This window comes from Rhodococcus zopfii NBRC 100606 = JCM 9919 (genome assembly GCF_001895025.1).
Lineage (GTDB): Bacteria > Actinomycetota > Actinomycetes > Mycobacteriales > Mycobacteriaceae > Rhodococcus > Rhodococcus zopfii.
The window spans coordinates 65697-90992 of the sequence record NZ_BCXI01000038.1; the positions used below are offsets into that span (position 1 = coordinate 65697).

At 66.6% G+C, this 25296-nt stretch carries 30 protein-coding genes; 27 read left to right on the forward strand and 3 right to left on the reverse strand.

Features of this window, described 5'->3' with window-relative positions; genetic code table 11:
• The first annotated feature begins 111 nt into the window (after positions 1-111).
• From RZ1_RS22035 to arsA, 10 genes are all read left to right on the forward strand, one after another.
• The gene (locus tag RZ1_RS22035) at positions 112-975 is read left to right on the forward strand and encodes a sulfurtransferase (protein ID WP_072814655.1); all 864 of its coding nucleotides are present in this window, start codon (positions 112-114) and stop codon (positions 973-975) included.
• Positions 976-1155: 180 nt separating this feature from the next.
• Positions 1156-1539, forward strand: a complete 384-nt coding sequence (locus RZ1_RS22040) for an ArsR/SmtB family transcription factor (protein ID WP_072814656.1) — start codon at positions 1156-1158, stop codon at positions 1537-1539.
• Complete coding sequence (gene arsB, locus RZ1_RS22045) at positions 1536-2639, forward strand: ACR3 family arsenite efflux transporter (protein ID WP_072814684.1); 1104 nt, start codon at positions 1536-1538, stop codon at positions 2637-2639. Before RZ1_RS22040 ends, arsB begins: the two co-directional genes overlap by 4 nt.
• Positions 2639-3319: an arsenate reductase ArsC gene (locus RZ1_RS22050; RefSeq protein WP_072814657.1), complete on the forward strand. Its 681-nt coding sequence runs from the start codon at positions 2639-2641 to the stop codon at positions 3317-3319. The genes arsB and RZ1_RS22050 overlap by 1 nt, the downstream gene beginning before the upstream one ends.
• A gap of 58 nt (positions 3320-3377) precedes the next feature.
• On the forward strand, positions 3378-3794 hold the full coding sequence (locus tag RZ1_RS22055; RefSeq protein WP_072814658.1) for an arsenate reductase ArsC: 417 nt from the start codon (positions 3378-3380) through the stop codon (positions 3792-3794).
• A gap of 36 nt (positions 3795-3830) precedes the next feature.
• Entirely contained in the window at positions 3831-4820 is a 990-nt protein-coding gene (trxB, locus tag RZ1_RS22060) for a thioredoxin-disulfide reductase (RefSeq protein WP_072814659.1), read from the forward strand.
• Between the two features lie 2 nt (positions 4821-4822).
• Positions 4823-5884: an ArsO family NAD(P)H-dependent flavin-containing monooxygenase gene (locus tag RZ1_RS22065; protein WP_174565229.1), complete on the forward strand. Its 1062-nt coding sequence runs from the start codon at positions 4823-4825 to the stop codon at positions 5882-5884.
• Positions 5885-5910: 26 nt separating this feature from the next.
• Entirely contained in the window at positions 5911-6336 is a 426-nt protein-coding gene (locus RZ1_RS22070; RefSeq protein WP_072814660.1) for an arsenate-mycothiol transferase ArsC, read from the forward strand.
• Positions 6333-6752 carry an arsenite efflux transporter metallochaperone ArsD gene (arsD, locus tag RZ1_RS22075; RefSeq protein ID WP_072814661.1) on the forward strand — a complete coding sequence of 140 codons (420 nt, stop codon included), beginning with the start codon at positions 6333-6335 and terminating at the stop codon, positions 6750-6752. The genes RZ1_RS22070 and arsD overlap by 4 nt, the downstream gene beginning before the upstream one ends.
• A 16-nt stretch (positions 6753-6768) precedes the next feature.
• Entirely contained in the window at positions 6769-8559 is a 1791-nt protein-coding gene (gene arsA, locus RZ1_RS22080) for an arsenical pump-driving ATPase (protein WP_072814662.1), read from the forward strand.
• Between the two features lie 76 nt (positions 8560-8635).
• Here arsA and RZ1_RS22085 read toward each other — a convergent pair whose 3' ends face one another.
• Complete coding sequence (locus tag RZ1_RS22085; protein ID WP_072814663.1) at positions 8636-9112, reverse strand: ArsI/CadI family heavy metal resistance metalloenzyme; 477 nt, start codon at positions 9110-9112, stop codon at positions 8636-8638.
• Positions 9113-9205: 93 nt separating this feature from the next.
• Between RZ1_RS22085 and RZ1_RS22090 the strand changes: the two genes are divergently transcribed.
• From RZ1_RS22090 to RZ1_RS30150, 3 genes are all read left to right on the forward strand, one after another.
• Positions 9206-9565 carry an Rv2640c family ArsR-like transcriptional regulator gene (locus RZ1_RS22090; protein ID WP_072814664.1) on the forward strand — a complete coding sequence of 120 codons (360 nt, stop codon included), beginning with the start codon at positions 9206-9208 and terminating at the stop codon, positions 9563-9565.
• 263 nt (positions 9566-9828) lie between these two features.
• Positions 9829-10155, forward strand: a complete 327-nt coding sequence (locus tag RZ1_RS22095) for a hypothetical protein (protein WP_139281936.1) — start codon at positions 9829-9831, stop codon at positions 10153-10155.
• 105 nt (positions 10156-10260) lie between these two features.
• On the forward strand, positions 10261-10755 hold the full coding sequence (locus tag RZ1_RS30150) for a hypothetical protein (RefSeq protein WP_139281937.1): 495 nt from the start codon (positions 10261-10263) through the stop codon (positions 10753-10755).
• 102 nt (positions 10756-10857) lie between these two features.
• Here the strand turns inward: RZ1_RS30150 and RZ1_RS22100 are convergent, their stop codons facing one another.
• Entirely contained in the window at positions 10858-11358 is a 501-nt protein-coding gene (locus RZ1_RS22100; protein ID WP_072814666.1) for a hypothetical protein, read from the reverse strand.
• A 203-nt stretch (positions 11359-11561) separates the two neighbouring features.
• On the opposite strand from RZ1_RS22100, the gene RZ1_RS22105 reads away from it, so the two are divergent.
• The 7 genes from RZ1_RS22105 (at position 11562) to RZ1_RS31895 (ending at position 19172) form a co-directional block, all read left to right on the forward strand.
• The gene (locus tag RZ1_RS22105; RefSeq protein WP_072814667.1) at positions 11562-13085 is read left to right on the forward strand and encodes a hypothetical protein; all 1524 of its coding nucleotides are present in this window, start codon (positions 11562-11564) and stop codon (positions 13083-13085) included.
• 421 nt (positions 13086-13506) lie between these two features.
• Positions 13507-14877, forward strand: a complete 1371-nt coding sequence (locus RZ1_RS22110) for a hypothetical protein (RefSeq protein ID WP_072814668.1) — start codon at positions 13507-13509, stop codon at positions 14875-14877.
• A 68-nt stretch (positions 14878-14945) separates the two neighbouring features.
• Complete coding sequence (gene dnaG, locus RZ1_RS22115; protein ID WP_072814669.1) at positions 14946-16688, forward strand: DNA primase; 1743 nt, start codon at positions 14946-14948, stop codon at positions 16686-16688.
• Between the two features lie 106 nt (positions 16689-16794).
• Positions 16795-17487 carry a hypothetical protein gene (locus tag RZ1_RS22120; RefSeq protein WP_072814670.1) on the forward strand — a complete coding sequence of 231 codons (693 nt, stop codon included), beginning with the start codon at positions 16795-16797 and terminating at the stop codon, positions 17485-17487.
• 76 nt (positions 17488-17563) lie between these two features.
• The gene (locus RZ1_RS22125; RefSeq protein ID WP_072814671.1) at positions 17564-18046 is read left to right on the forward strand and encodes a hypothetical protein; all 483 of its coding nucleotides are present in this window, start codon (positions 17564-17566) and stop codon (positions 18044-18046) included.
• An 82-nt stretch (positions 18047-18128) separates the two neighbouring features.
• A complete protein-coding gene (locus RZ1_RS22130) occupies positions 18129-18632 on the forward strand; it encodes a hypothetical protein (RefSeq protein WP_072814672.1) in 504 nt (167 codons plus the stop codon).
• Between the two features lie 291 nt (positions 18633-18923).
• Positions 18924-19172: a MerR family transcriptional regulator gene (locus RZ1_RS31895; protein ID WP_372481632.1), complete on the forward strand. Its 249-nt coding sequence runs from the start codon at positions 18924-18926 to the stop codon at positions 19170-19172.
• A 61-nt stretch (positions 19173-19233) separates the two neighbouring features.
• On the opposite strand, the gene RZ1_RS31445 is transcribed toward RZ1_RS31895, so the two are convergent.
• Entirely contained in the window at positions 19234-20058 is an 825-nt protein-coding gene (locus RZ1_RS31445) for a PH domain-containing protein (protein WP_072814673.1), read from the reverse strand.
• Between the two features lie 122 nt (positions 20059-20180).
• Here RZ1_RS31445 and RZ1_RS22140 point away from each other — a divergent pair, with 122 nt between their 5' ends.
• The 7 genes from RZ1_RS22140 to RZ1_RS22170 all read left to right on the forward strand — a co-directional run bounded on the left by RZ1_RS22140 (position 20181) and on the right by RZ1_RS22170 (position 25227).
• Positions 20181-20501: a hypothetical protein gene (locus tag RZ1_RS22140; RefSeq protein ID WP_072814674.1), complete on the forward strand. Its 321-nt coding sequence runs from the start codon at positions 20181-20183 to the stop codon at positions 20499-20501.
• A 3-nt stretch (positions 20502-20504) separates the two neighbouring features.
• Positions 20505-20942 (forward strand): hypothetical protein, encoded by a 438-nt coding sequence (locus RZ1_RS22145; RefSeq protein WP_072814675.1) that lies wholly within the window; start codon positions 20505-20507, stop codon positions 20940-20942.
• A 900-nt stretch (positions 20943-21842) separates the two neighbouring features.
• Positions 21843-22565 carry a hypothetical protein gene (locus RZ1_RS22150; RefSeq protein WP_072814676.1) on the forward strand — a complete coding sequence of 241 codons (723 nt, stop codon included), beginning with the start codon at positions 21843-21845 and terminating at the stop codon, positions 22563-22565.
• 83 nt (positions 22566-22648) lie between these two features.
• Positions 22649-23956 carry a metallophosphoesterase family protein gene (locus RZ1_RS22155; RefSeq protein WP_072814677.1) on the forward strand — a complete coding sequence of 436 codons (1308 nt, stop codon included), beginning with the start codon at positions 22649-22651 and terminating at the stop codon, positions 23954-23956.
• A 52-nt stretch (positions 23957-24008) separates the two neighbouring features.
• Positions 24009-24224, forward strand: a complete 216-nt coding sequence (locus tag RZ1_RS22160; RefSeq protein WP_072814678.1) for a hypothetical protein — start codon at positions 24009-24011, stop codon at positions 24222-24224.
• Entirely contained in the window at positions 24221-24538 is a 318-nt protein-coding gene (locus RZ1_RS22165) for a WhiB family transcriptional regulator (protein ID WP_083583847.1), read from the forward strand. The genes RZ1_RS22160 and RZ1_RS22165 overlap by 4 nt, the downstream gene beginning before the upstream one ends.
• Before the next feature lie 155 nt (positions 24539-24693).
• Entirely contained in the window at positions 24694-25227 is a 534-nt protein-coding gene (locus tag RZ1_RS22170) for a hypothetical protein (RefSeq protein WP_072814679.1), read from the forward strand.
• The last annotated feature ends 69 nt before the right edge of the window (positions 25228-25296 follow it).

The following is a 25296-nucleotide window of genomic DNA, read 5'->3' on the forward strand; positions in this document are numbered from 1 at the left end:
CGCAACCCCGCCGTTCCCGCAGTTCCGACCGCCCGGCCCCTGCCTGGCACACCGTCGTTGCAGGTGACAGGTCGTCACCGCACACACCACCACCACGGAAAGGACAAGCTCATGAGCATCACACCCGACACCCCGGTGGTTTCGGTCCACTGGCTCCATCGGCACCTCGACGATCCGTCCGTACTCGTCGTCGACGCCAGCACCCATCTGTCCGGGCCCGCACCCGAATCCGGCCGAGGCACATTCGACGCCGAGCACATTCCGGGCGCGGTGTTCGCCGATCTGCTCACCGACTTCGCGGATCCGGATGCGCCCCATCCGTGGACAGTTCCCTCCTCGGAACGCTTCGCCGCCGCGGCCGGAGCACTCGGAATCGGAGATGGGATCCGGGTGGTGATCTACGACCAGCACGACGGTTACTGGGCGACCCGCTTCTGGTGGCAGCTTCGTCTGGAAGGGTTCACCGAGGGGGCGATCCTCGACGGCGGACTGCCGGCATGGCGTACTGCAGGGCTGCCGGTGACCGACCGGCCGACCGAGGTGCGCCCCACCACGTTCACCTCGCATCCCCGGCCGGAGCTGTACCGCTCGACCGAACAGATCCTCGAGTCCCTCGGCGACGCCCGCACGGTGCTCGTCAGCGTGGTCGACACCGACACCTACCGAGGAGCCGGCGACAACCCGCGATCGGGCCACATCCCAGGAGCGATCAACATCCCGGTCGCCGACCTTCGTGACCCCGAGACCGGGGTCCTCAAGCCGGTTGAGGACCTGCGTCAGGTGTTCGACTCCGCGGGTTTGCTCGATCCGGACGTGACTCCCGTGACCTACTGCATCGGTGGTATCGCCGCGACCGGCGTCGCGCACGCGTTGGCGCTGGCCGGCCGGGACGACGTCGCGGTGTATGACGGATCGCTCACCGAGTGGTTGACGGACGACTCGCTGCCCTTGGTCACCGGAGATGCGCCTCGCTGACGCCCGCTCGGTGCGGCGTCGGACTTGCGCGTAACAACGCACACCGCGCAGGTCGGCCCGGGTTCGCCACGACCTCCACGCTGGCGAATCCGGGAGCGTGGCTGCGGATTGGAGGACCGTGTACGGGCGATCGACCCGGCTCACCTCGACGGCTGGTTCGATATGTGTCAATATTGATGTATGTCGAATCAGAAACCGGACGGCAGTGCGTGCTGCTCGCCGCTGGCGCGTGAGCCCCTGACCGAGGACTGGGCCGGAGATCTGGCCCGGATGTTCAAGGCGCTCGGTGATCCGGTGCGCCTGCGCCTGTTGTCGCTGGTCGCCTCCCACGCCGGGGGTGAGGCATGCGTGTGCGACATCTCCGGTTCGTTCGACCTGTCACAGCCGACCATCTCGCATCACCTCAAGGTGCTGCGCGAGGCCGGACTGCTGGACTGCGAGCGCCGCGGTACCTGGGTGTACTACTGGGTGATCCCCGCCGCACTGCAACAACTGTCGGCGGTGCTGCTCACCGAGGGCGAGCCCGCGGCGGCGTCCGCACAGTGCGCGGAGGTCCCGGCATGAGCGAGACCGCGACCACCACGACCGAGCACCCGGCCGTCGTCAGGAAACTCTCGACCCTCGACCGGTTCCTGCCGGTGTGGATCGGCGTCGCGATGGTCGCCGGCCTGCTGCTCGGGCGGATGATCCCCGGCCTCGGCGACGTCCTGTCCGCGGTCGAGATCGACGGCATCTCGCTGCCCATCGCGCTCGGCCTGCTGATCATGATGTACCCGGTGCTGGCGAAGGTCCGCTACGACCGCCTCGACACCGTCACCGGCGACCGCAAGCTCCTGACCGGGTCACTGGTCCTGAACTGGGTGCTCGGCCCTGCCCTGATGTTCGCCCTCGCCTGGATCTTCCTGCCGGACCTGCCCGAATACCGGACCGGCCTGATCATCGTCGGCCTCGCCCGGTGCATCGCGATGGTGATCATCTGGAACGACCTGGCCTGCGGCGACCGCGAAGCCGCCGCGGTCCTGGTCGCGATCAACTCGGTGTTCCAAGTCGTCATGTTCGCCGTCCTCGGCTGGTTCTACCTCTCCGTGCTGCCCGGCTGGTTGGGCCTCGAGCAGACCACCATCGACACCTCACCATGGCAGATCGCCAAATCGGTGCTGATCTTCCTCGGCATCCCGCTGCTCGCCGGGTTCCTCACCCGCCACTACGGCGAGAAGGCCAAGGGCCGCACCTGGTACGAGCAGAAGTTCCTGCCGCGGATCGGACCGTGGGCACTGTACGGACTGCTGTTCACCATCGTGATCCTGTTCGCCCTGCAGGGGGAGCAGATCACCTCCAACCCGGTCGACGTCGTCCGTATCGCGATCCCGCTGCTGGCGTACTTCGCGATCATGTGGGGCGGCGGCTACCTGCTCGGCGCCGTCATGGGGCTCGGATACGAACGCACCACGACCCTGGCGTTCACCGCCGCGGGCAACAACTTCGAACTCGCCATCGCCGTCGCGATCGCCACCTACGGCGCCACCTCCGGGCAGGCACTCGCCGGAGTCGTCGGGCCGCTGATCGAGGTCCCCGTCCTGGTCGCCCTGGTGTACGTCTCACTCGCGCTGCGCAAACGCTTCACCCCCACCACGACGGTTTCCGTGTCATCCAAGGAGTCCTGATGTCCGATCAGTCGCTCGACGAGGAACTGCGCACCCACGACCACCGACCGCAACCGGAACTGCTGATGCCGCAGGCGGTCCTGTCGCGCACGGCCACGGATCTGGCCACCAAGTACACCGGGGTGTTCTCCCCGCAGACGGTGGAGCGGTACGTCTTCGAGTCCTACACCGCGCTGCGCCGGACCTCGAAGGTGCACACCCACCTGACGACACTGGCCGGCCGGTTCGCCGCCGACCGCCTGTCCGCGCTGGCCCAATCGCAGGGCGCGGCACCGAAAACGGTGCCCGAGGTGCTGTTCGTGTGCGTCCACAACGCGGGCCGATCCCAGATGGCTGCCGCGCTGCTCGATCACCACGGCCTCGGCCGGGTGCACGTCCGCTCCGCCGGGTCGGCGCCCGTCCACGCGATCGCTCCGACCGTGCTCGAGGCGATGACCGAGATCGGGATCGACCTGGGCGCCGAGTTCCCCAAACCGCTCACCGACGACGTCGTCGCGGCCGCCGATGTGGTGGTCTCGATGGGCTGCGGGGACGCGTGTGCGGTCTACCCGGGCAAGCGGTACCTGGACTGGAGTCTCGACGACCCGGAGGGCCAGCCGCTCGAGCAGGTCCGCCGGATCCGCGACGACATCGACGCCCGGGTCCGCGACCTGCTCCGCGAACTCGTCCCCACCACCTGACCGACCTCCCTCCTGTCCGACCCTCCTGTTCGACCTTCCTGTTCGAAAGGGACTGTGCATGTCCACCACCCCGAGTGTGCTGTTCGTCTGTGTCCACAACGCCGGCCGATCCCAGATGGCCGCGGGATTCCTCACCGCGCTGGCCGGGGACCGGATCGAGGTCCGCTCCGCCGGCTCCGCGCCCGCCGACCAGGTCAACCCGGCCGCGGTGGAGGCGATGGCGGAGGTCGGCATCGACATCTCCGCCGAGAACCCGAAGATCCTCACCGTCGACGCCGTGCAGGCCTCCGACGTGGTGATCACCATGGGCTGCGGCGACACCTGCCCGATCTTCCCCGGCAAGAGCTACCGCGACTGGGTCCTCGAGGACCCGGCCGGACAAGGCATCGACGCGGTCCGCCCGATCCGCGACGAGATCAAGACCAAGGTCGAGGCGCTGATCGCCGAACTCACCACCGAACCCGCCGCCCGCTGACCACCTGAATCCGATTCCGCCCGAAAGGACTTCTGCATGAACGCGCCGACCTCGGTTCACGAGCTGATCATCGTCGGATCCGGGCCCGCCGGATACACCGCCGCGGTCTACGCCTCCCGGGCAGAGTTGAAGCCGCTGCTGTTCGAGGGCACCCAGTTCGGCGGCGCCCTGATGACCACCACCGAGGTGGAGAACTTCCCCGGCTTCCGCGAAGGCATCATGGGCCCGGACCTGATGAACGAGATGCGCGAGCAGGCCAAGCGCTTCGGCGCGGACATCCGCACCGAGGACGTCGACGAACTGGACGTGACCGGCCCGGTGAAGAAGGTCGTCGCGAACGGCGAGACCTTCTACGCGCACGCCGTCATCCTCGCGATGGGTGCGGCCGCCCGCTACCTCGGCGTCCCCGGCGAGGAAACCCTGCTCGGCCGCGGCGTGTCCGCCTGCGCCACCTGTGACGGCTTCTTCTTCCGCGACCAGGACATCGCCGTCATCGGCGGCGGCGACTCCGCGATGGAGGAGGCCACCTTCCTGACCCGCTTCGCGAAGTCGGTCACGCTGGTGCACCGCCGCGAGGAGTTCCGTGCATCCCGGATCATGCTCGAGCGCGCGAAGGCGAACGAGAAGATCCGCATCGTCACAGGCGCGGAGCCGATCGAGGTGCTGGGCGAGAACAGCGTCACCGGTCTGGTGCTCCGCGACACCGTCACCGGGGAGCAGTCGACGCTGCCGGTCACCGGCATGTTCGTCGCCATCGGTCACGATCCGCGCAGCGAGCTGGTCACGGGCCAGGTCGACATCGACGACGCCGGCTACGTGAAGGTGCAGTCGCCGACCACCCACACCTCGGTGGAGGGCGTGTTCGCCGCGGGTGACCTCGTCGACCACACCTACCGGCAGGCGATCACCGCCGCCGGGACGGGTGCCTCCGCCGCGATCGACGCCGAGCGCTGGCTGGCCGAGCGCGGCGACATCACCGCCAACACCCTCGCGGCAGCGGGCGAACCCGTCACCGTGTCCGTCTGAGCATGATGCACACGCAATCAGTGACCGGCGTGGATGTGGTCGTGATCGGCGGCGGCCAGGCAGGTCTGGCGGCCGGCTACTACCTGCGGCGCGCCGGGCACCGGTTCGTGATCCTCGACGACCAGCCGACGCCGGGTGGGGCGTGGCCGCACACGTGGCCGTCGCTGCGCCTGTTCTCCCCGGCGGAGTTCGCGACCCTGCCGGGCTGGCCGATGCCCCACTGGCGCGGCGGGTTCCCGCCCGCGAGTCATGTCGTGGACTACCTCACCGCCTACGAAGCCCGCTACGACCTGCCGGTCGAGCGTCCGGTGCGGGTCACGGCGGTCCGCCGCGACGGCCCCGAGCTGGTGGTCGAGGCGGGTGACCGGATATGGCGGGCACGCCGGGTCATCAGCGCCACCGGAACCTGGCAGCAGCCGTTCTGGCCGATCTACCCTGGCGCACGCACCTTCACCGGCCGCCAGTTGCACACCGTCGACTACCGCACCCCGGACGAGTTCGCCGGCGCCGACGTCGTGGTCGTCGGCGGCGGCAACTCCGCAGCCCAGCTCGTCGCGGAGATCTCGACCACCGCGTCGACCACGTGGGTGACCAGCCGGCCACCACGGTTCCTCGCCGACGACGTGGACGGGCGTGTGCTTTTCCGGGTCGCGTCCGAACGTGCCATGGCCATCGCCGCTGGGAGGCCCGATCCCGGCGGACCTGCCTCCCTCGGCGACATCGTGATGGTGCCGGAGGTGCGCGAAGCCCGCGATCGCGGCGCCCTGCAGGCACTGCCGATGTTCGACCGCCTCACCCGCGATGGCGTCGCCTGGGGAACGCGGGTTCAACACACAGATGTCATCGTGTGGGCCACCGGCTTTCGGCCCGCCCTGGCCCACCTGCGACCGCTCCGGCTACGCGAGCACGATGGCACTATCGCCGTCTCTGGAACGCGGGCGCTCAAGGAACCTCGCCTGCACCTGCTCGGCTACGGCGACTGGACCGGGCCCGGCTCGGCCACCATCCTCGGCGTGGGCCGCACCGCCAAATCCGCCGTCGCCGAACTCGACTTCGACGACTGATCCGATCCCCGAAAGGACCCACTTCGATGAGCACACCCTCGGTGCTGTTCGTGTGCGTGAAGAACGGCGGCAAGTCCCAGATGGCGGCCGGGCTGATGCGCGCCGCCGCCGGTGACACCGTCACCGCGCACTCCGCCGGCACCACACCCGGTACGGCCGTCAACGCCCTCTCGGCCGAGTCCCTGCTCGAGGTCGGCATCGACATCACCGCCGAGACCCCGAAACCGATCGACCCGCAGCTGGTCCGCGACGTCGACATCGTGATCACCCTCGGCCGCGAAGCCCACGTCGACGAGGTGCCGGGCACCGCATTCGAGAACTGGGACACCATTGAGCCGTCCGACCGTGGCATCGACGGCATCGAGCGGATGCGCCTCGTGCGCGACGACATCGCCGCCCGCGTCGCCGACCTCGCCACCCGCCTCACCCAACAACACCAGGAGATCCGATGAGCACCATCGAAGTTTTCGAACCCGCCCTGTGCTGCAACACCGGCGTCTGCGGCGACGACGTCGACCAGGCGTTGGTGACCTTCTCCGCCGACATGGACTGGGTTCGCTCCCAGGGCGGCGAGATCGCCCGATTCAACCTGGCCAGTGAGTCGCTGGCCTTCGCGCAGCGGGAACCGGTCGCCGCGTTCCTGAAACTGTCGGGTTCCGAAGGGCTGCCGCTGGTCCTCGTCGACGGTGTCACCGCGATCACCGGCCGCTACCCGGACCGGGCCCAGCTCGCGAAGTGGGCCGGGATCGACGCCCCGGCGGCCGCGGTGGCTGCCCCGGCGGGGGTCACGATGCTGGGCCTGACCGACACCAAGGACACCGGCGCCGGCTGCTGCGGCGACGACTCGGCAACCTCGACCTGCTGCTGAAAAGGACTCTCCCCTCATGAAGTTTCTCGACAACCCGCCCCGATTCCTGTTCTTCACCGGTAAGGGCGGGGTCGGGAAGACCTCCATCGCGTGCGCGTCGGCGATCGCCCTGGCCCGCGCCGGCAAGAAGGTGCTGCTCGTGTCCACCGACCCGGCGTCGAACGTCGGGCAGGTGTTCGGGCTGAACATCGGCAACACCATCACCGCGGTGCCGGCGGTGGCGGGCCTGTCCGCGCTCGAGATCGACCCGCAGCAGGCCGCCGACGCCTACCGGGAACGGATCGTCGGGCCGGTGCGCGGGCTGCTGCCCGACGCCGAGATCGCCTCGATCACCGAACAGCTCTCGGGGTCGTGCACCACCGAGATCGCCTCGTTCAACGAGTTCACCGCGCTGCTCACCGACACCGACGGCGTCATCGACGGGTTCGACCACGTCCTGTTCGACACGGCCCCGACCGGCCACACCATCCGGCTGCTCCAGCTCCCCGGATCCTGGACCGAGTTCCTCGACGACGGCAAGGGCGACGCCTCGTGCCTCGGCCCGCTCGCCGGACTCGACAAGCAGCGCAGCATCTACGCCGCCGCCGTCGGAGCCCTCGCCGACCCCGACCGCACCCGCCTGGTGCTGGTGACCCGGGCGCAGCGGGCCCCGATCGCGGAAATCACCCGCACCCAGACCGAACTCGCCGACATCGGCCTGGCCCACCAGTACGTCGTCGTCAACGGACTCCTCCCGGCGCCGGACGGGCGCGACGCCCTCGACACGGCGATCCACCGCCGCGAACACGCCCTCCTGGACACACTCCCGGCGAACCTGGCCGCGCTGCCCGTCGACGAAGTCGAACTCAAACCCACCAACATGGTCGGCATCGATGCCCTCGACTCCCTGTTCACCGCCACCACCACACACTGTGACGAACCGGCCGCCCCCACGAACGGGCCGGGCGCGGTGGCCGATGCGGTGTCACTGTCGGCTCTCGTGGACGAGATCGCCGCCGACGATCACGGGCTGATCATGTTCATGGGCAAGGGCGGCGTCGGGAAGACCACCCTCGCCGCGGCCGTCGCGGTCGCGCTGGCCGAGCGTGGCCACCCGGTGCACCTGACCACCACCGACCCCGCCGCGCACCTGACCGAGACCCTCGCCGGCGCCGTCGCGGGCCTCGAGGTCTCGCGTATCGACCCGGCCGAGGCCACCGAGCAGTACCGCGCCCGTGTCCTGAAGTCGAAGGGCGCTGCGCTCGACGAGCAGGGTCGCGCCGCGCTGTCCGAGGACCTGAAATCGCCGTGCACCGAGGAAGTCGCCGTCTTCCAGGCGTTCTCGCGGGTCATCCACGAATCCCGCCGCAAGTTCGTCGTCGTCGACACCGCCCCCACCGGGCACACCCTGCTGCTGCTCGACGCCACCGGTTCCTACCACCGCGAGATCGCCCGGCAGATGGGCGAGCACGCCCACTTCACCACCCCGTTGATGCGGCTGCAGAACCCCGACGAGACCAAGGTCGTCCTGGTCACCCTCGCCGAAACCACCCCGCGTCTCGAAGCGGCGGGCCTGCAGGCAGACCTCGAACGCGCCGGGATCCACCCGTGGGCGTGGGTGGTCAACAACTCCCTTGCCGCCGCGGCACCGTCCTCGCCGCTGTTGCGGCGTCGCGCCGCGGCGGAGGCCACCGAACTGGCCACCATCACCGCCGAACACGCCACACGATGCGCGGTGGTGCCGATGCTCGCCGCCGAACCCGTGGGGGTCGAGGCGCTGCGGGCACTTGCTCGCGGTGATGTCCGCGACGACATCGCCGGCGGGTGAGCACTTTCGTTGCCGGCCTTCGGCCGTGAAGATGGGTTCGGCCGCCGGTGGGCGGCCGAACCCGTGCCCGGGGTGATCAGCAGCAGGACGTGTCAGGGGTCGGCTTCTCGCCCGCGGCGGCGGTGCCGCAGCACACCCCACCCTGAGCGCCCGGGTCGCCCGGGTGCTGCGGGCTCGATCCGAATGTTTCGGAGTCGGCGAGGACGGTATAGACCTCCCACTTCTCCCCGGCCGGGCCGGTGACCCACACCTTGTCCTGGGTGGCGAAGCAACAGGTGGTGCCGATCTCCTCGTCGGTGAACAGCCCTTCGCTGGTCAGGCGGGCGATCTCGGAGTGGACCTTTTCGCTCGATTCGACCTCGACGCCGAGGTGGTTGAGGGTGCCGCCCTTGCCGGGGTTCTCGAGCAGCACGAGTTTCAGCGGTGGCTCGGCGATCGCGAAGTTCGCGTAGCCGGGCTTGAGCTTGGCGGGCTCGGTGCCGAACAGTTTCGTGTAGAACGTGATTGCTTCCTGCAGGTCGTCGACGTTGAGGGCGAGCTGGGCGCGTGACATGACAGCCTCCCTGCTAAACGGCATATGCAGAACTATCGACCACTTCAGGATCTCACCTTTTTTACATATGTCGATAATCTGTAGGATCGATTCATGCCCAAGACGCTGCCCGTCATCGACGTCTCCGCGCCCATCTGCTGCGCCCCGGTTTCAGCCGGACCGATGACCGACGACGCGGCACTCGGGCTCGCACTCCGGCTCAAGGCCCTGGCCGACCCGGTCTGGATCAAGCTCATGTCCATCCTGCTCACCGCAGACGAGCGCGAAGTCTGCACATGCGACCTCGCTATCGACCTCAACCTCGCCGAATCCACCGTCAGTCACCATCTCACTCAGCTCCGTAAGGCGGGCATGATCGTCTCCACCCGCCGCGGTATGAATGTCTGCCACCGTGTCCACACCGCCGCCCTCGATGCACTCCTCGTCGTGCTGAACCCGAACTGCTGCAGTTAGATCCGAGTTTTCGCACGCGGAACTGCTGCGGAAGGCTGATCGGGCAGGTTCACGCAAAGCTACGGTGGACCCCAGTCTGACGACTCGATGACCGTCATCCGGAGGGAGCTGACCTGAATTCCGCAGGTTCCAACATCCCGCATTACCAGTGGGCCCGTAGGCGCCGATGCAGGTCCGTGTTCGCATGGGTGGAGTGTTTCAGGCGTTGTGACCTGGAGCGTCGAGGTGTCACGGCGCGTGGGGTGGTTAGGTTCGGTGTTGTGGTGTCGGATGAGAAGCGGGCGTCTCAGCTCGCGCAGGGGCTGTGGGGTGCGTGTGCCGGGGTGTTCGCGTGTGTCCTGAGCTACTGGTCTGCGGTTGCGCGTCTGCGTGAGGCGTGGGGTGTCGAGACTTTCCCGCCTGGCAGCGCTGCCTACTGGTGGTGCTGGGCATTGCCGCTGGTGGTGTTGGCGGCTGTCGGGGCGGTGGTGTTCGGGTTGTGGAGACGTGCGAGGGCTGCTGTTGCGGGATTTGTGGTGGCGTGCGCGCTGACGGGGATCGTGATGTGTGGTTTCGGGTATTCGGTCGACTCTATGCCGTACTACATGTAACGCCAGGCGAATTGAGATCTGCATCGCGGATGCGGTGCCGTGCTCAGGTGACATCACGCGCCGATCGCGACGGGTGATGATCCCGCGGTGTGGCAGTGTTCCGATGTGACCGTAGAACGACACCAAGCCGTCATTGATGCTGACTACCACCAGTTCATGATCGAAGCTGGACCGCCACGAGAACTCATCCACGGCCGGTATCCAGAGTTGGCACTAGCCATCTTCGCCGAGGACACCATCAGCGTGAAGGTGGGAATCAAGGGCGGGCCGGTCAACGTCGTCGTGGAAGTACACGAGGAACCGGCGGACTGCGACGACCGCGAGTGGGAAGACATCGTCGAAGGCGACCTCGTCCACGACACCGAGCATGGAGCCGATGTCCTGTCGTTTTGGAGCGATCAACCCGGATCGCCTGGTATCCGTGGCTTCACCCCAGCTGGAAGGCGCCGCTATCGAGTCCGGATTTGTGCGCGTGGCAAAGATACTCATTTCGATGGGTACCTTGTCGACAGCAGCCCAGTCGAGGACTACCTGATCCAGATGTGGCCGACGACGAAGGCCCGACCACCAGCGCAGACCAAACACACTTCGGGTCGATAGAGTAGAGCGACCAGCCCGGCGTTCCAGTCCACGCGGAGGCCCAGAGCGCCGAGAACCCGGGTGTTCGCGGTGGTGTGGACGTCGGCGGCATGCCCCCGGAAGTCACTCCGGGGGTGGCCACAGGTCGGCGTGTTTGCACAGTTGGCCGATGGGGCTCACGATGACGTCGCCGTGGGGGTCGATCCATACCGGCCGTCCGTCTCGCAGCCTGGGCAGGAGCAGGTGGCGGCCGCGGCTGGGCCACTGTACGAAGTCGTATCCGGCGAGGTTGTCCTGGACGACTTCGGCGACCCACGCTGCCGCTTCGGCGAACGGGGTTTCCATCGTCAGCCCCTCACCGATCCCGAAGCTGCTGATCCCCCGTGTGCCTTGCCATCCGATCGAGACGTAGTAGTCGCTGTTGATCGCGAGGTCCCACACCAGTCGATCGGTGTCGGCGTCACGGCCGTATCGCAGGCAGCGCAGATCGCGGCCGACCGCGGCGAGCGCCTGGATCCACGGTGTCGGTGGATCGAAACCGCGGCTGTCGAGGAATCCGGTTCCGTCGTCGACAGTGGGGATCCGCCACACCAGGCTCTCACTCCACGGATCCGGTAGGGGCATACCGCCACCATTCCAGATGGCCCGGCCCAGCGGTCGGACGCGGGCCGTGTCAGAGCCGCGTTCAGGATGTAGGTGTCCCTGTGTTCGTGGTCAAGCAACGTGGACGGTCTGCCATCCCACGCGGGCGCCTGGCTGTGTGCTGCCGCCATACTGCGCGGTCGTGCGGATAGCATCGGCCGTGTGACTACTGCGTGGAAAGGTTCATGACGGGACGTCGAACGCTGTCCGTCCAGATCGAAGCCGTCGCGATCGAGGATGGCGAGATACCGCCTCCTCGAGTCGGATCGGTCATCGCGTTCCCACTCCGGTTCGTCGAAAGGCCACCCGCCGGTGATGGGGCGGTCACTGTGCGTGCGCTTCTCGAAGCGAGTACTCGGCCGCCGGTCTGGCAGTACACGGGCGAAGCCATCCCGCGCCAGTGGGAGTGGTCAGGGCTGTTGCGCGGCGACGGCTGGACTGCATCGTGGCGTGGCTTTCGGCCGTTGACCGGCCGGGTCGAACTCCTCGGCCACTTCCACGGAGTCTTGGGTTACGACACCGAGGGGCGTGTGCGCGGTCGTGTCACCCGGGTCCGGATCGTCAGCGAACGATTCCGTCGCAGGCCCGGAACCGTGGGTTCGTGGAATGTCGTCGGCGGGCACCGGCAGTTGCGGGACGTCGACGCCGCACCCAGATTCTTCGACCGCGGCGGGTTGTTCGAACAAGACGGCGACGAGGCCGACTCCGATGTCGGGGTGTTGATCGACCTCGACTTGGACGATGTCCCGGATCTGCCTGCTCGTCCGAGCCTCGTTGCCGGTGATATCTCTGCCGCCGGTGGGTTGCTGTGGGTGGTCGACAGTTCGCTGCCGCTGGCAGTGAGCATCGGCGCGGACCGCGTTGTCCATGAATACGTGCTGCCCGGGGCGATCGGGGTCTCGCGCCGGATCTGGGCGATCCCGGGCGGCTGCTGGGTGGCCGGCGGGGACGGGCTGTTCCGGATCGATGCGGGCGAGACGCCGTGTCGGGTCGACGACATCCCGGTCCTCACCGGCGCCGTGCTGGGAGAAATCCTGCTGGCCTGCCGGGCGGAAGGTAGGTGGACACTGCACGGTCCGGACGGACCTCCGGTCGAGGTGAGCGCTCCGGATGGGTATGTGGCTGCGGTCGGCGTCGACGACGAGGACGGCTTCGTCGTCGCCGTCCGTGCCGATGACTCCACTTTCCGGCTCGTGCGCGTCCATCCGGATGGCGAATCGACTGTCGGACCGATCCTTCCGCACACGCGCCGTCAGTATCGCTTGTTCCTCGGCGGCACACCGCTGCGACTGTTTCTCGGCGAACACGCGGCACCCGTACAGGAGGACCTCACCCTCGGAGATCTGCGGCCCTTGCCGAAACGGCTCATGTCTGCCGGGCAGGTCGGGCCGTACGTGTGGTTCACCGACCATCCCCCGGACGGGACCGGGCGCTCCGGCTGGTGGCCTCTTCCAGGGCCGGTCGGTTACGACCGCACTCGCCAGTTCTGGCTGTTCACCCTGCTCGACGGGCGGACGCTCGAACCGGTCACCAGCACACCGATCTTCGCGACCCACCCACGCGTGACCATCGACGACTACGGAACGGTGTGGGTGGTCGCGGACGGCGTCGGATCCATCCCCGAAATCTCTATGCGGTGGCCGAGCGAACTCGACGTCGTGGCACTCCTCGACGCATCTCGCAGCTCCAACACAACTCGCCCCAATTGATGCCCACTTCCGCGAGCTCGTTGGTCTTCGTGAGCGGTTAGGAAGCGTTGAACTGGCAGTGAAGTGATTCGAATCGGGGGAGCGAGGCGTGGGTTTCGGCACTGGGAGGTGTTGGAATCTGCGAACCTGCTCGTTTCCGTCCCACTTCATCTCGAATGCCTGCCCTTCACCGCCCGGTGGCTGACCGAGCGCGGCAAGCATCGGCGATGGCGGTGACCAGGTGGAGGGCACGTCCAGATTGTGCCCGGTACACGGTCTGTCCGCTGCGGATCCCAGCGTGGGGCGCCCGTAGTTCTCCGTTCGCCGGGTGCGGAGAACACGACCCATACGGTGGCTGCTGCATGGTGCAACACCATGCAGCAGTCGCTGGAACTGTGCGAGTACCACCGACTGGCTCCGATCCGAGAAAGCGACCCCGCACATGACCTTCGCGCCGACCGACGAGCAGCTGTACATTCAGGAGCTGTTCCGCACTGGGGATCCGCTGCTCGTTCGTGCCAGCGCTGGCACCGGAAAGACCAGCACCCTGCTGCAGCTCGCGGAGATCCTCGCGGAGCAGAACCGCATCGGTTTGTATCTCGCCGTCAAAAAGTTGATTGCCGATGAGGCTGGCCGAAAATCTGGCTCCCGCGTCACGGCGTCGACGGCGCATTCCCTCGCCTTCCGCGGACTTCGCGGGATGGTGTTGGCTCCGGTACTCGACAAGCTCCGGATAGGGAAGATCCCGTTCTCGACCACCGCTCACGCCCTGGGGATCTCACCACTGAGCTTCCTGTTGCTCGATGAAGCGCCAGACTGCCAGCCGACCGGGACTCTTGTGCGCATGGCCGGCGGCGAAACCAAACCGATCGAGCAGGTTCGGGTCGGCGACAGGGTCGTCTCCTACTTCGCTGAACACGCGGCAATCAGGATGCGCGGCAAACCGGTGATCAATGTTGCGACACGCCGTCATAACGGCGAACTGATCCGCGTCGAAACGGAATCCGGATTGACTACCCGCTACACGCCCGAGCACATCACCTTCGCCAAGGTTGGCCCGGGGTTCGAGGGGAAGAAGCTCGTTTACTTAATGCGCCGCGGCGACAAGTACAGGGTCGGTATCACAAGTCCTTACCACGGCGGCGGTGGTCAGCGCCGCTCGTCAGGCCTGGCTGCCCGGATGCATGAGGAAGGCGGCGACGCGATGTGGGTTCTCGGTGCTTACGACACGAAGGCGGAAGCCCTCGTCGAGGAGGCCCGCGTCTCCGTCACATTCGGCATCCCTGACATCGTATTCAAAGAAGAGCGCGGACGTTCCGCCTGGGGGCAGGCGTTGATCGACGGATTCTGGCGCAGCCTGGGGGATATGACAGACCGCGCTGCACGGTGCCTGGCCGCATATGGGCGCATGATCGAGCACCCGCTCGTCACCAAGCGCTTCAACGAAGCTGGCAACCGCGCCGGGTACCTGATGCTCACTCGTACTGCCACGATCCGTGCGTGCAACCTTGTGGAGGGCATGCTGGTGTTGGATTCTCGCCCGCTCTTCGAGCGCGAGAGACATAGGGCATGGCGCGCAGGTGACCCCGCGTGGACTCCGGAGAAGGTCGTCCGCGAGAAGTTCAACGGCACCGTTCATTCACTTGAGGTTGCGGACGACCATTCTTACATCGGCGATGGCATCGTCACGCACAACTGCTCGCCGGTTCTTGCAGGTGTGCTCGCGAAGCGGGACCACCTGCAGAAGGTGCTGGTAGGCGACGTAAGTCAGTCGATCTCCAGGTTCACCGAGGATGAAGCCGCCCGCTTGTGAGCAGTCGCCGGCCATCACCTCGCAGGGTGGCTCCACCAGTTGGCTCTCGACGCGGTGAGGAGCGTTGCATGAGGATCCCCGACCAGACCCTGGGACAGATCCGTGAGCGGGCGACGATCGACGAGATCGTCGCCCGCTACACGCGTCTCGCCCCCGCATCCAGGGGAGAGTCGAAGGGCTGCTGTCCGCTTCCGGACCACGACGAGCGAACGCCGTCGTTCTACGTCAACCCGGGGACCGGGGTCTTTCACTGCTTCGGGTGCAGCTGCGGTGGTGACGTCATCACTTTCCTCGAGCTCGTCGAACAGCTCACCTTCCGTGAAGCGGTCGAGCAGCTTGCCGAACAGGTCGGGGTGGCGATCCCCACCGAGCCTGAGCAGACTCACCGCGGCAGCGCGGTGGGGACACCGAAACTGCTGCGTGCCGCCCTGGAGGTTGCCGCCGACGTGTACTCGACCGCGATTACCGATGACCTCGGTGCCGCACAGGCTCGCCGGTACCTGACCGACCGCTGCTTCACCGACGTTCACATCCGCCAGTGGGGGATCGGCTACGCGCCGCGTGCCCACACCACCGTCCTCGGCGTACACCTGGCCGCTCGCGGGCTGCCCGCGAGCGCTGGACACGACGCCGGGCTCATCCGCCAGGGACGGACCGGTCAGCCCTACGACACCTTCGCCGGCCGACTGATCTGGCCGCTGCACGACCCACAAGGCCGCATCGTCGGGCTCGCCGGTCGCAGCCTCGACAACCCCAGCCGCAACCCCGAGCGATACCGCAAGTACGTCAACAGCGACGACAGTGCCCTGTTCCGCAAGTCCGACACTCTCTTCGGGCTTGACGCCGCGCGCCCCGCGATCGTCAAACATCGCCGTGTGATCGTCGTCGAGGGCTACACCGATGTCATGGCAGTGGCCGCCGCCGGGCATCGAGAGGTCGTCGGCGTGTGCGGCACCGCGTTCACCGCGGCGCACGCGCGACTGCTGTCCAGACTGCTCGGGTCCGACGGGGAGATCGTCGTGATGCTCGACGCGGACAACGCGGGTCAGACCGCCGCCTGGAAGATCGCTGTCACCTGCCACCAGTTCGCGACTGTCACCCTCGCAGTTCCGGGGAAGCGCGGTTCGGACCCGTGTCAGCTGCGCGTCGACCACGGCGACCAAGCCGTGAGGGACGCCGTAAACGCACGTCAACCGCTGATTCGGCAGATGCTCGGCCGTCTACTTGCCGACGCTGACACCCCAGAGAAGGCGGCCGTCGCCGTGCGCCGCGCGACAGCCATGCTCGACGAACTCGCCGACGACGTCCTGATTCTGCGGTACCGGCGATGGCTCGCAAGCGAACTCGGGATCGCCGAGGGTCAACTCCAGGTCCACGCCCCGCCGACACCGCCGCCGTCTCGCAACGTCACCCCGTTCGAGCATCTGGACTGCATCCGCGATCTCGCGGCCCAGCTCATCGACGACCCGACGCTGTGGAGCCGTCTACGACTGCCCGACGTGTTCGAACTCGCGGACCTGCTGCCTGATCGGTACTGCGCCGTCGTCGAGCGCGCCGCGACGGCCCCACCAGATACCCCGGATCGGTGGGCCTGGCTGCTGTCCACTGCTCCCGACGAGGCAGCACGCGCCGCGGTTACGGCACTGCGGGCCGGCACGCCGGATCAGCGGGAACCGATGAGAGCGGTGAGCGAGTGCGCGCGGGCGTACGGCCCGGCGCGGTTGGCAGCGGTGCGCTCGAATACGGCCGACCCAGCCACGGTTCGCAGGTTCGCCCAGCTGGCAGCAGGCCTGTCCCGCCTCATGCGGTGAACTCGACATCGGGCGAGACAAACTGAAACACCGGGGAATTGGTGTCGGCATCGTTGCTTACGTTCGGAACAACGATCGAAAACGCACCTACCGGAAGGACTTACCGATGACGACAGGATTCACCGCGCCCCGCAGTCGCGGACGGCGCAGCCCCGTCAAGCCGATCGGTTCGACGCGACCCGCGGCCGCTGCGCCGGCAGGGGAGCCGACGCCCAGCGTCGACCCAACACCGACAACGTCCCAGTACGCGCCGACCGTGATCGAAACCGTCGCAGCAGCCCCCGCATCCACGGACCCCGCACCCGCCGCTGAGCCCACTCCCGAGCCGGAACTGCCGACCACGGACCCCGAGCCGATTCGCGACCTCCCGCAGACCTCCACGCCCGACCCGGAGCCGACTGCACAAGCACTGGCCACGCCGGAGCAGAAGCAGCCGCACCCCACCGAGCCCGAGCCCGAACAGGCGAAGCCGCGGGCCACCGCACCCACACCAGAGCTGGAGCAGCCCGCAGCCCCGGCCGCCCAGCCCGAGCCGGCCCAGCAGCCCGCGCCGCTACCGAGTGAAACCTCGAGAACCTCCGGCCACCCCTCCTCCCCAACCCCGCTCGTCGTGATCTGGGACGGGAGCATCAGCTACGCCAGCTCGGCGGTCCACGTGCTCGACCTCGACGCCGCCGCACGCGCCGACAACGCACACGACGTCCTCGACGCCATCACTGCGCTCAAGGAAGCCGCCACCGACGGCCCGGTCGAGGAGCTGGTCAACACGCTGTTCGGCATCCTCCGCGCCAAGGTCTGAGCACCAGCCGCAGCTCCGGCCCGCCGCGTCGTGGCGGGCCGGACCAACCCCATGAGCCCACGGAAGGAACACCCCCATGATCACCGTAAGCGCAGACCCCGCGACGATCGCCAGCTTCGCTGCCCACTTGATCGCCGACGAAGACCGGATCGACCGCCTGCTCCCCAAAGATCCGTGGTTCCACTACGGCTCCGCTTACCTCGACAGCGCGTACGGCATCCTCGCTGAATATCTGACCGGGGACTGGAAGATGCTGCCCTCGACAGATCCTGCCCTCGACCTGCACGGTGCGGTCGCCGGCACTGCCCTCGAGGTCTCCGTCGACCTCGTCGGGCCCGAACCGAACGAGCAATCCCTCAGCGGCGTCGTATACATCGACCTCCCGAACATCGACACGATCCGACTCGCACTCCCGAACGTCACCCGCGACACCGACATGTTCTCCGCGCAGCACCTGTACGACCCTGCAGCACAGATCAGCCATGTGATCGCGACACTGTGCGAACTCGTCAACAGGGCACTCAAGCCGGTATCGGCACTCCTCGACACCGTGGCCTGACGGCGTCAGAAGTCTTGAAACACCCGCCAGCACAGGTCAATAGCGTTCGGGACGAACCAACAACCTCCCGAAAGGACCTCCCATGGCAACCGTGACCCTGCCCGCGACGGAACTGCCCATCCCGGACCTCGACTGGTCCATCGCCTCCTACAAGGGTCACCAGACCTCCGATGGGTTCGCATACGTCGCGAGTTTGCGGCGCAACGGCAAGAAGGTCGCCAATGTCGAGCAAGACGGACGCGGCGGCACCGTGATGGTGTTCTGGGCAACGGCCGTGCAGGAACACCGCGAGGCATGGGATCGGTGGGTGGCTGACTACCAGAGCCTGCATCCCGAGGACGCTGCCTACGAACCCGAGGGCGTCGCAATCGAGTCGCTGATCGACGAGTACGAGATCGCGGCGAGGCTCCGTCGCGTGGCACGCCGCGAGACGCCCGTCCTGCGACCCGGCGAAACCATCCTCCCCTCCGGCAGCTACTCCGCACTTCGCGGTCGCGTTGACTCGCCCGGCGTGAAGGCCTACCTGGAGAAGCCCGACAACGAGTTCGATCGATTCTGGGACGGACGGATCTGGGTCAAGCTGTGACTGAATGGGTCGGTGACAAGCGATTTCCCTTGTCGCCGGACCATTCACGTCTTGATGGCGGTTGCAGCGAATGTGTTCACCGAGCGGGTTGTGTTGGGCCGCCTGGGGACTGGATCGTTTGACCAGCCGGTGGTCACACCGAACGGGGGCTCCGGATCACGCGGATCTGGACGGATTCCGGTTTGCTCGGTGGTCGGATATCCAATGGCAGGGACTCCGCGAAATTGGATCCGCGCCCGCCTGACTCGAGGGAGTTGACCTTGACGCTGGGGCATAGTTGACACTCGACTCATGCGAGTAGGTCAGCCTGCCGATGTGGTCGGAACGACGCCGAGAGCGGTGCGCCACTACCATCGCCTCGGCCTGTTCGAGGAGCCGCAACACCTGCCGAATGTTGCGAACGTACCATCAGCGATGATCAATCGAATGATGCGCATCCGCTGGCTTGTCAACCGCGGAGTTCCGCTCGCTTCGTATTGTCGAGGCCCCATTCGACCGACACGAAACCCGCCACCCACCCTCCGGATTCAACGGGCGTGACCGAGGCCGACCTCGAAACGGCGAATGCCCCAGCTATGCAGGGGCATTCTCCGGTCTGTTCCTACATCCGTGCGAGCAGGTCCGCCTTCTTCGCCTCGAACTCTGCTTCGGTCACGACGCCGAGGTCACGCAGTTCGGCGAGCTTCTTAATCTGATCTGCGATGTCAGGTACCGCAGCAGCGTGTGAAACAGCCGGGACGGGTGCAGACGGCGCGGTCAGATTGGCCTTTACCTTGCGAAACGCCTGAATGAAGGTCTCGGCCCGTCCGTGTGCGACCTGCTTTATATCGGCCGACCGACCAGAGATCGAGATGCTGATGACTTCGCCGCCCATCTTCTTCGAGTGGCCAAGCGATCCGATCGCGGTGATGTCGAATTCTTCGACCTTCGCACCCAGCATGGACTTGTCGAAAAAGAACAGTCGCTGCGTGGTGAGGACCAGCATTCCCTGGTTGTTGTCGTAGACGCCTTGTGCTAACTCAATGACGCGCTCGTCGGTATGGACGTACTGCGTAAGTGCAGATGCTTCGCGGAATCCGAAGAATCGTCCCATTTTACCGAGTCGCTCAAGGGCGGTGGTAACGCCAAGATCGTCGACGGTCACGCCCTGCAATGCCTCGAGGATCTCGGACAGGACGGTCGAGTGCTTGTCGCCCATCATGTCGACGGTCCAGTCGACCAGTGTGGTCGTGTCGGTCTCCGGACGAACGCTTGCCGTGACGGTGGACGCCCATCGATTCTTCATCAGCGATCGCTTCGCAGTGCCGGTGACCGGGTTGCCTGGAGTGACGTCAAGTCCGGCCGAGCCCATAGCGTCAGCGACAGCCTGGTATGTCGCGTCGATCGGGGCGAGGATGCGAGTGGTGGACGTGCGCACGATTCCCATCCCCGGATTCAATCAGACCTGCGCGTCCAGCGCATCAGGCTGGATAACCCGACACCTAGCCTCTCGCATCGAGTCCACCGGAGCCTTCCCTACCCAGTGACACCGAACGACAGGAGACGAATATGCCCCAGCGCGACAGCATTGTGGTCCTCACCGAGAGCGAGGCAGCTGTGGTCACGGCCGCCACCAACAACGACCACATCAAGGAGGCGATCAAGGCGCTGACTGCTCGACTCACCGAGAACAGCGCATCGATGAAGTCGACGAAGTCGGGGCCGAAAACCTCCGAGGAGTTCGAGAAGGCACGGAACGCAGCACAGGAGAACCTCCAGCTGCTGGAGGCGCTGCCCGAGAGTGAGGGGAAGGCCTCGCTGGTCAACGAGTTGAAGCAGGCCGCTGTGCTCTTCGACGAGGGACTGGCCATGCACGGGCAGGGACGCTGACCCATGATCGCAACGATGGATGCGGCGGATCAAGCGCTCGCGACGAAGGCAGCCCGCATCCATGCGATGCGTGCGAGGCTGTCGCGTCTCGATCCCGATCAGTCTCGGCTGTTCGCGGAGACCGCAGCAGCAGCTTTGGACGCCCAGAGCAGCGCGTTGGACGAGCTCATAGAGGCAATCGAAAGTCGCGGCTTCGCAATCGGATTCTATCGGGAGTCGCGCCCGCGCGCGTTCCTGGCACATGAGGCCGTGTGTCGAGATGCCCGGCTTCCTGGGGTCTTTCCCTACGGCGCGGAGGCGGCTGCGGTGAGCGCGTCCGCAGCGATCCTCTTCGAGAATGAGGCATTGGTTGCCGGCCAAGGAGTGCGTTCCGCTCTGGTGGCTCCGGTGGTGGCCATTCTCGGTCCGGAGCGGTACTGGACATTGCACGAGGCAGGCTGACCGTCTCGCCGCGGCGCTACGCCGGTGTATCCACAGATGATGTGGGTGCGCCGGCGTATTACGTTGTGCAGCAGCATGAAAACTGCATTCGACATTGGTGCCTGACTGTGGGGCTGGTGACCTCGGTCGGCGCGAGGTCACCCGAGGGTCGGCAAGTCCGCAGGGGTCGGGAACCCGCCTGAGCCGGCCTCCGCTGAAGTCCGCTGAGATACCGGAGCTGGTGCCCTTCGGCCGGTCGGTGGATGGGCACGACGAGTACCCCGCTCGGATCGTGCTCATCGAACGGGGTGGTGGCTGCTGCAGTGCTAAGGAACAGACCCGATCAGAATCGGGGCGGGTGATGGCCTCGGACACGCGGGGTCTCGCGACAGATGTCGGGCGCGCATGGTCAGCGTGATCAGCGGTGGGCAGAGGCCATGAAAAAGGCCCACCGCGGCATCCGGAAGTGCTGACTGGATCCGGTTGTGTGCGTGGAGGATCGACACCAGTGGTAGAGCCGGGTCTCCTCGGCAACCCCACCGTGCAAGGCCGAGCTAGGAGCGAGGGCCCGGTCGAAGTCGGCGCGCGCATAAATCGGGAGTGCACGCTCGCGGAATCACTGGGGGAGGAGAACGGAGAGGTGGTCCTGTCCGACGGCCGCGGCCGGCCTGTGGTGTGAGCGATCGACGAACCCGAGGAGATCCCGTGCGGGCCGGACGATGAATCCGCGAGGGGCGAAGACGTCTTCTGCTGAACGATTTTCGCGATGTCGACCTTGCCTGCGCGGAATCGCCGAGGGATCCGGCCGGTGAGTCGACGTAGCAGCGCACGAGGTGTAAAGGCAGGGATGGCCGCGGTAACAGCGTCGGTCCGGGCAATCTGCTCGACTGTGTCGATGGCGGTCAGGTCGTCGAAGGACAGTTGACCGCTGTCAACAGCGCGGTCCGGGGACTCGGTCTCGATGTCGTGGTCGAGGACCAGGGTCTCGAGTTCGATGACAGTCTCATCGAGGGTCTTGGTGCGCCGTGGCTTCGTTTCGAATGCGTCGCGGACGCCGAGGTTGAGCGCCAGCTTGTGGACATTGCGGTAGTGCATCCGGAGGATCTTGCCGAGGAAGTTCATCGACTTCCCCTGCTTGGCGCCACGAAGGACGATTGCCTCACTCTCGGCGACGCTGAACTCGTGCTCTCGGAGCAGACCAGGGTCGTGGAAGGCGAGCTCGACGACGTTCTCGTCCGGCTTGTCCAGGTCAGTGTTGTTGTCGTCAACGGCATCTGGACGCTTCGCGGCGTCGGGGATCCATCCGAGAGCGGTGGCGTCGGTGTGGAGGTCGGCGTCGGGGTATCCGTCGTAGTCCCATGCCACGCCGGCACGGACGACTGCGCATGGTCCGATGCCCTCGAGGATTTCGACTCGGGTTCGGTTTCGGCATGCCTGCACGAGAGGGCAGCGCGAGCAAACCTTAACTGCGCGTGCGCGATCCGATGTTTCGTCAGACTCGAACACGTCGAGGATGGCGTCGCAAAGACGACGGTCAGCAGAATCGGCGATACCAATAGGGTCGCCGAGCACAGCTGTGCTCATGGGAATGTCCTATGCAAATTGTGTGGCAGATCCGATGGTGATCACTCTAGCGCACGGTGAGCGAGGTTGTGGGATGCGCTGCGGTTTCGGTGGCCCCGAGTTGCGTTGCAACACACGGAGAAGCGAAATGTCACCGTTGATTCATGACTTACCGATTCGCCACCATCGGATGCACGCACGCCGGCTACAGCACTCGCGGCATGCGGATGCACCGCGACACCGGCTGGAACCTCCGCGTCCTCGACGGCCAACTCGCATACAGCCAGGCCGTCACACAGATCATCGACGCCGGATGCCAGGGTCTGTGGCACGGAGGAGACGTCACCCACTGGTCCCGACCACTCCCGCGCGACGTCGAATCAGTCCAGAGGCTCGACGACATCGTCTTCGACGCGGGCCTCTGGAACGGGAAGAACAGCGGCAACCACTGCGCAGGATCGGGTGCCGACCTCTCCGCCGTCGCCATGTTCGACCGACCCACGATGAACGCCTTCACCGTCTACCCCGACAGCCGCCGCGCGCCAGAAGACAGCGTCGGCCCGTACCCCGGCCTCTACGAGATCCACCAGCCCGACCCCGACCAGGCCATCTACCTACACGTCATCAGCCACTACGGACTCGACCCAGATCTCCGAAACCAGGGCATCCTGATCGAACCGGAGCCACTCGACCACGGCATCAACATCCTGTGCTCGCACGGCATCTTCGTCGGTGACGAACGCCTTTACAAGGCCGCCGAACGGCACGGCGCCGACCGCCTCGTCCCGACCGAGTGGGTGACCCGAGGGTTCGACCTCACCCTCCTGTCGGACTTCCACACCCCCGGGCCGGTCGAGGGATTCGGAGACCCCGACGGACGTGGCCAGGTCTGGTACACCGGCTCGACGGTCCGACGCGGATTCTCCGACGACGAGTCGCCCCGAGGATGGCTGCAAGTCGACCTGCCCGACGTCGGCGCACCCCAGGTGACACTGCGCGAGATCTGGCAGCGCCCCCAGCGCGACTTCCACCCGATCGACGCAACCACCATGACGGTCGCGCAGATCAACGACCTGGTGCGCGATCGCCTCGCCTCGCAGCGCTGGGTCGACCCGGAGTCGGAAGCTCTCACCGGCGACGGCGGATGGATTCTGCGTCAGCGCATCGTCGGCGCCACACCGCAGCAGCGGCAGGGAATCTACGAACTCGCCGGAGAGTGGGCGAATGCAGCACGCGACGCCGCGTACTGGTCGACCACCTTCGAGAACCCGCTCAGCGGCATCTCACTTGCGCAGCCCACCCACGAGCAGGTCTCGATCACGGAGCGGGTCGTCGACCTGCAGGTCGCCCTCGATGACCGCGTCGATCACGGAAACGTCGGGAAGACCCTGCGTGATGCCCCCGAGACCCTTCGAGTTGCTGCACTCGCCCGGGCCCGGGCCGCCCTCGGTGCACCTCGGACCGAGGCCTGACCGGACAACCGGACACCTAGCGTTCCTCATCACCGCAACCAGGAGAGATTCGATGAAGACGATCACCCTCACCGTCACCGCGACCGTGACCGACGAGGACTACGCCGCTTATGCCCGCGACTTCGACGCGAGCGATGTTCCCAGCGACCTCGCGTCCTACCTCGAACACAACCTGCTGCGGGGCAGCAGCATCGCCGATGAGTACCTGAGCGACATCACCGTCGTAGTCGCGGCCGCGTCGACAGACAGCGAGGTGGTTCGACCATGACCGGCACCCGGCCCCCGGCGTCCCCAGCCCGGATCACGGCGCTGTTCGAGCACCTCGTCATCGACGACGACACCGGCCTGGCTTGGAAGCGCGAAGGACTCTGCAGCCAAGCCGATCCCGATCTGTTCTACCCGGAGAAGGGCACGAGCGTGGCGCTGCCGAAACGAATCTGCGCCAAGTGCCCGGTCCGCGTGACCTGCCTCAACCACGCACTCGACCACGGCGAAGCGCACGGCATCTGGGGCGCGGCCACAGCACGCGAACGCCAGCGGATGCTCGCGGACCGTCGACATCGACGCGGTGCAGCCGCATGACCTGCCAAAACGGTTCACACGAGCCAGATGTGGTGAGGGCGCTCAACCACTGGAATGCGCACTTCACGTCCGGGCCGCTGGCCTGCCCCCGCGACGGCACGGAACTCACTGGAGCCTCCCTGGACGGTCCTACCTGGTCCTGCCCGACCTGCAGGATGACGCAGGCTGTCATCGAGGATCAGTTGGCCGCCGCGCTCGGCGCGATCGAACTACCGACACCAACGAGAGTCGATCGGCCCATCTCCGGCCTGCGCCGTGACGGCCGGCTCAACCTCGGTCTTCCCCGGCCTGCACTGATGGGACCTGGTGGCAATCTCGACGTATTCGGTCTCACGGTTGCCATGGCCACAACCATGGTGCTCATGGCGCAGATCGTGTCCATCACCTGGCTCGTCCACGCGCCTGCCTCCGTGTGCCTGGCAGCGTGGATTGCCTGCAGCGGTATCGGCTACCTGGGCTATGCCACGACCCGTATGGGCACTGCGACAGGACGGTGGGTGTCCGTGACGATCGCGTCCGTCGAACCGGGAATGTGGGTCGCACCCACGACGGAGGTGTCGGACGTCGCCCAGGTGCAGCAGGTGACCGCAGCACAGTTCACCGGCGCCGTCACCCTCACCTACCGCGACGGCATCTCGTACGCCCGTCCACGCGACACCGCCGTCGCACAGTTCATCCCGAACCGATGACTGACGACGCGGCCAGCGGGCACCACACACTCCGCGTACAAGGCGGACCATGCGCTGGCTGACGAGACC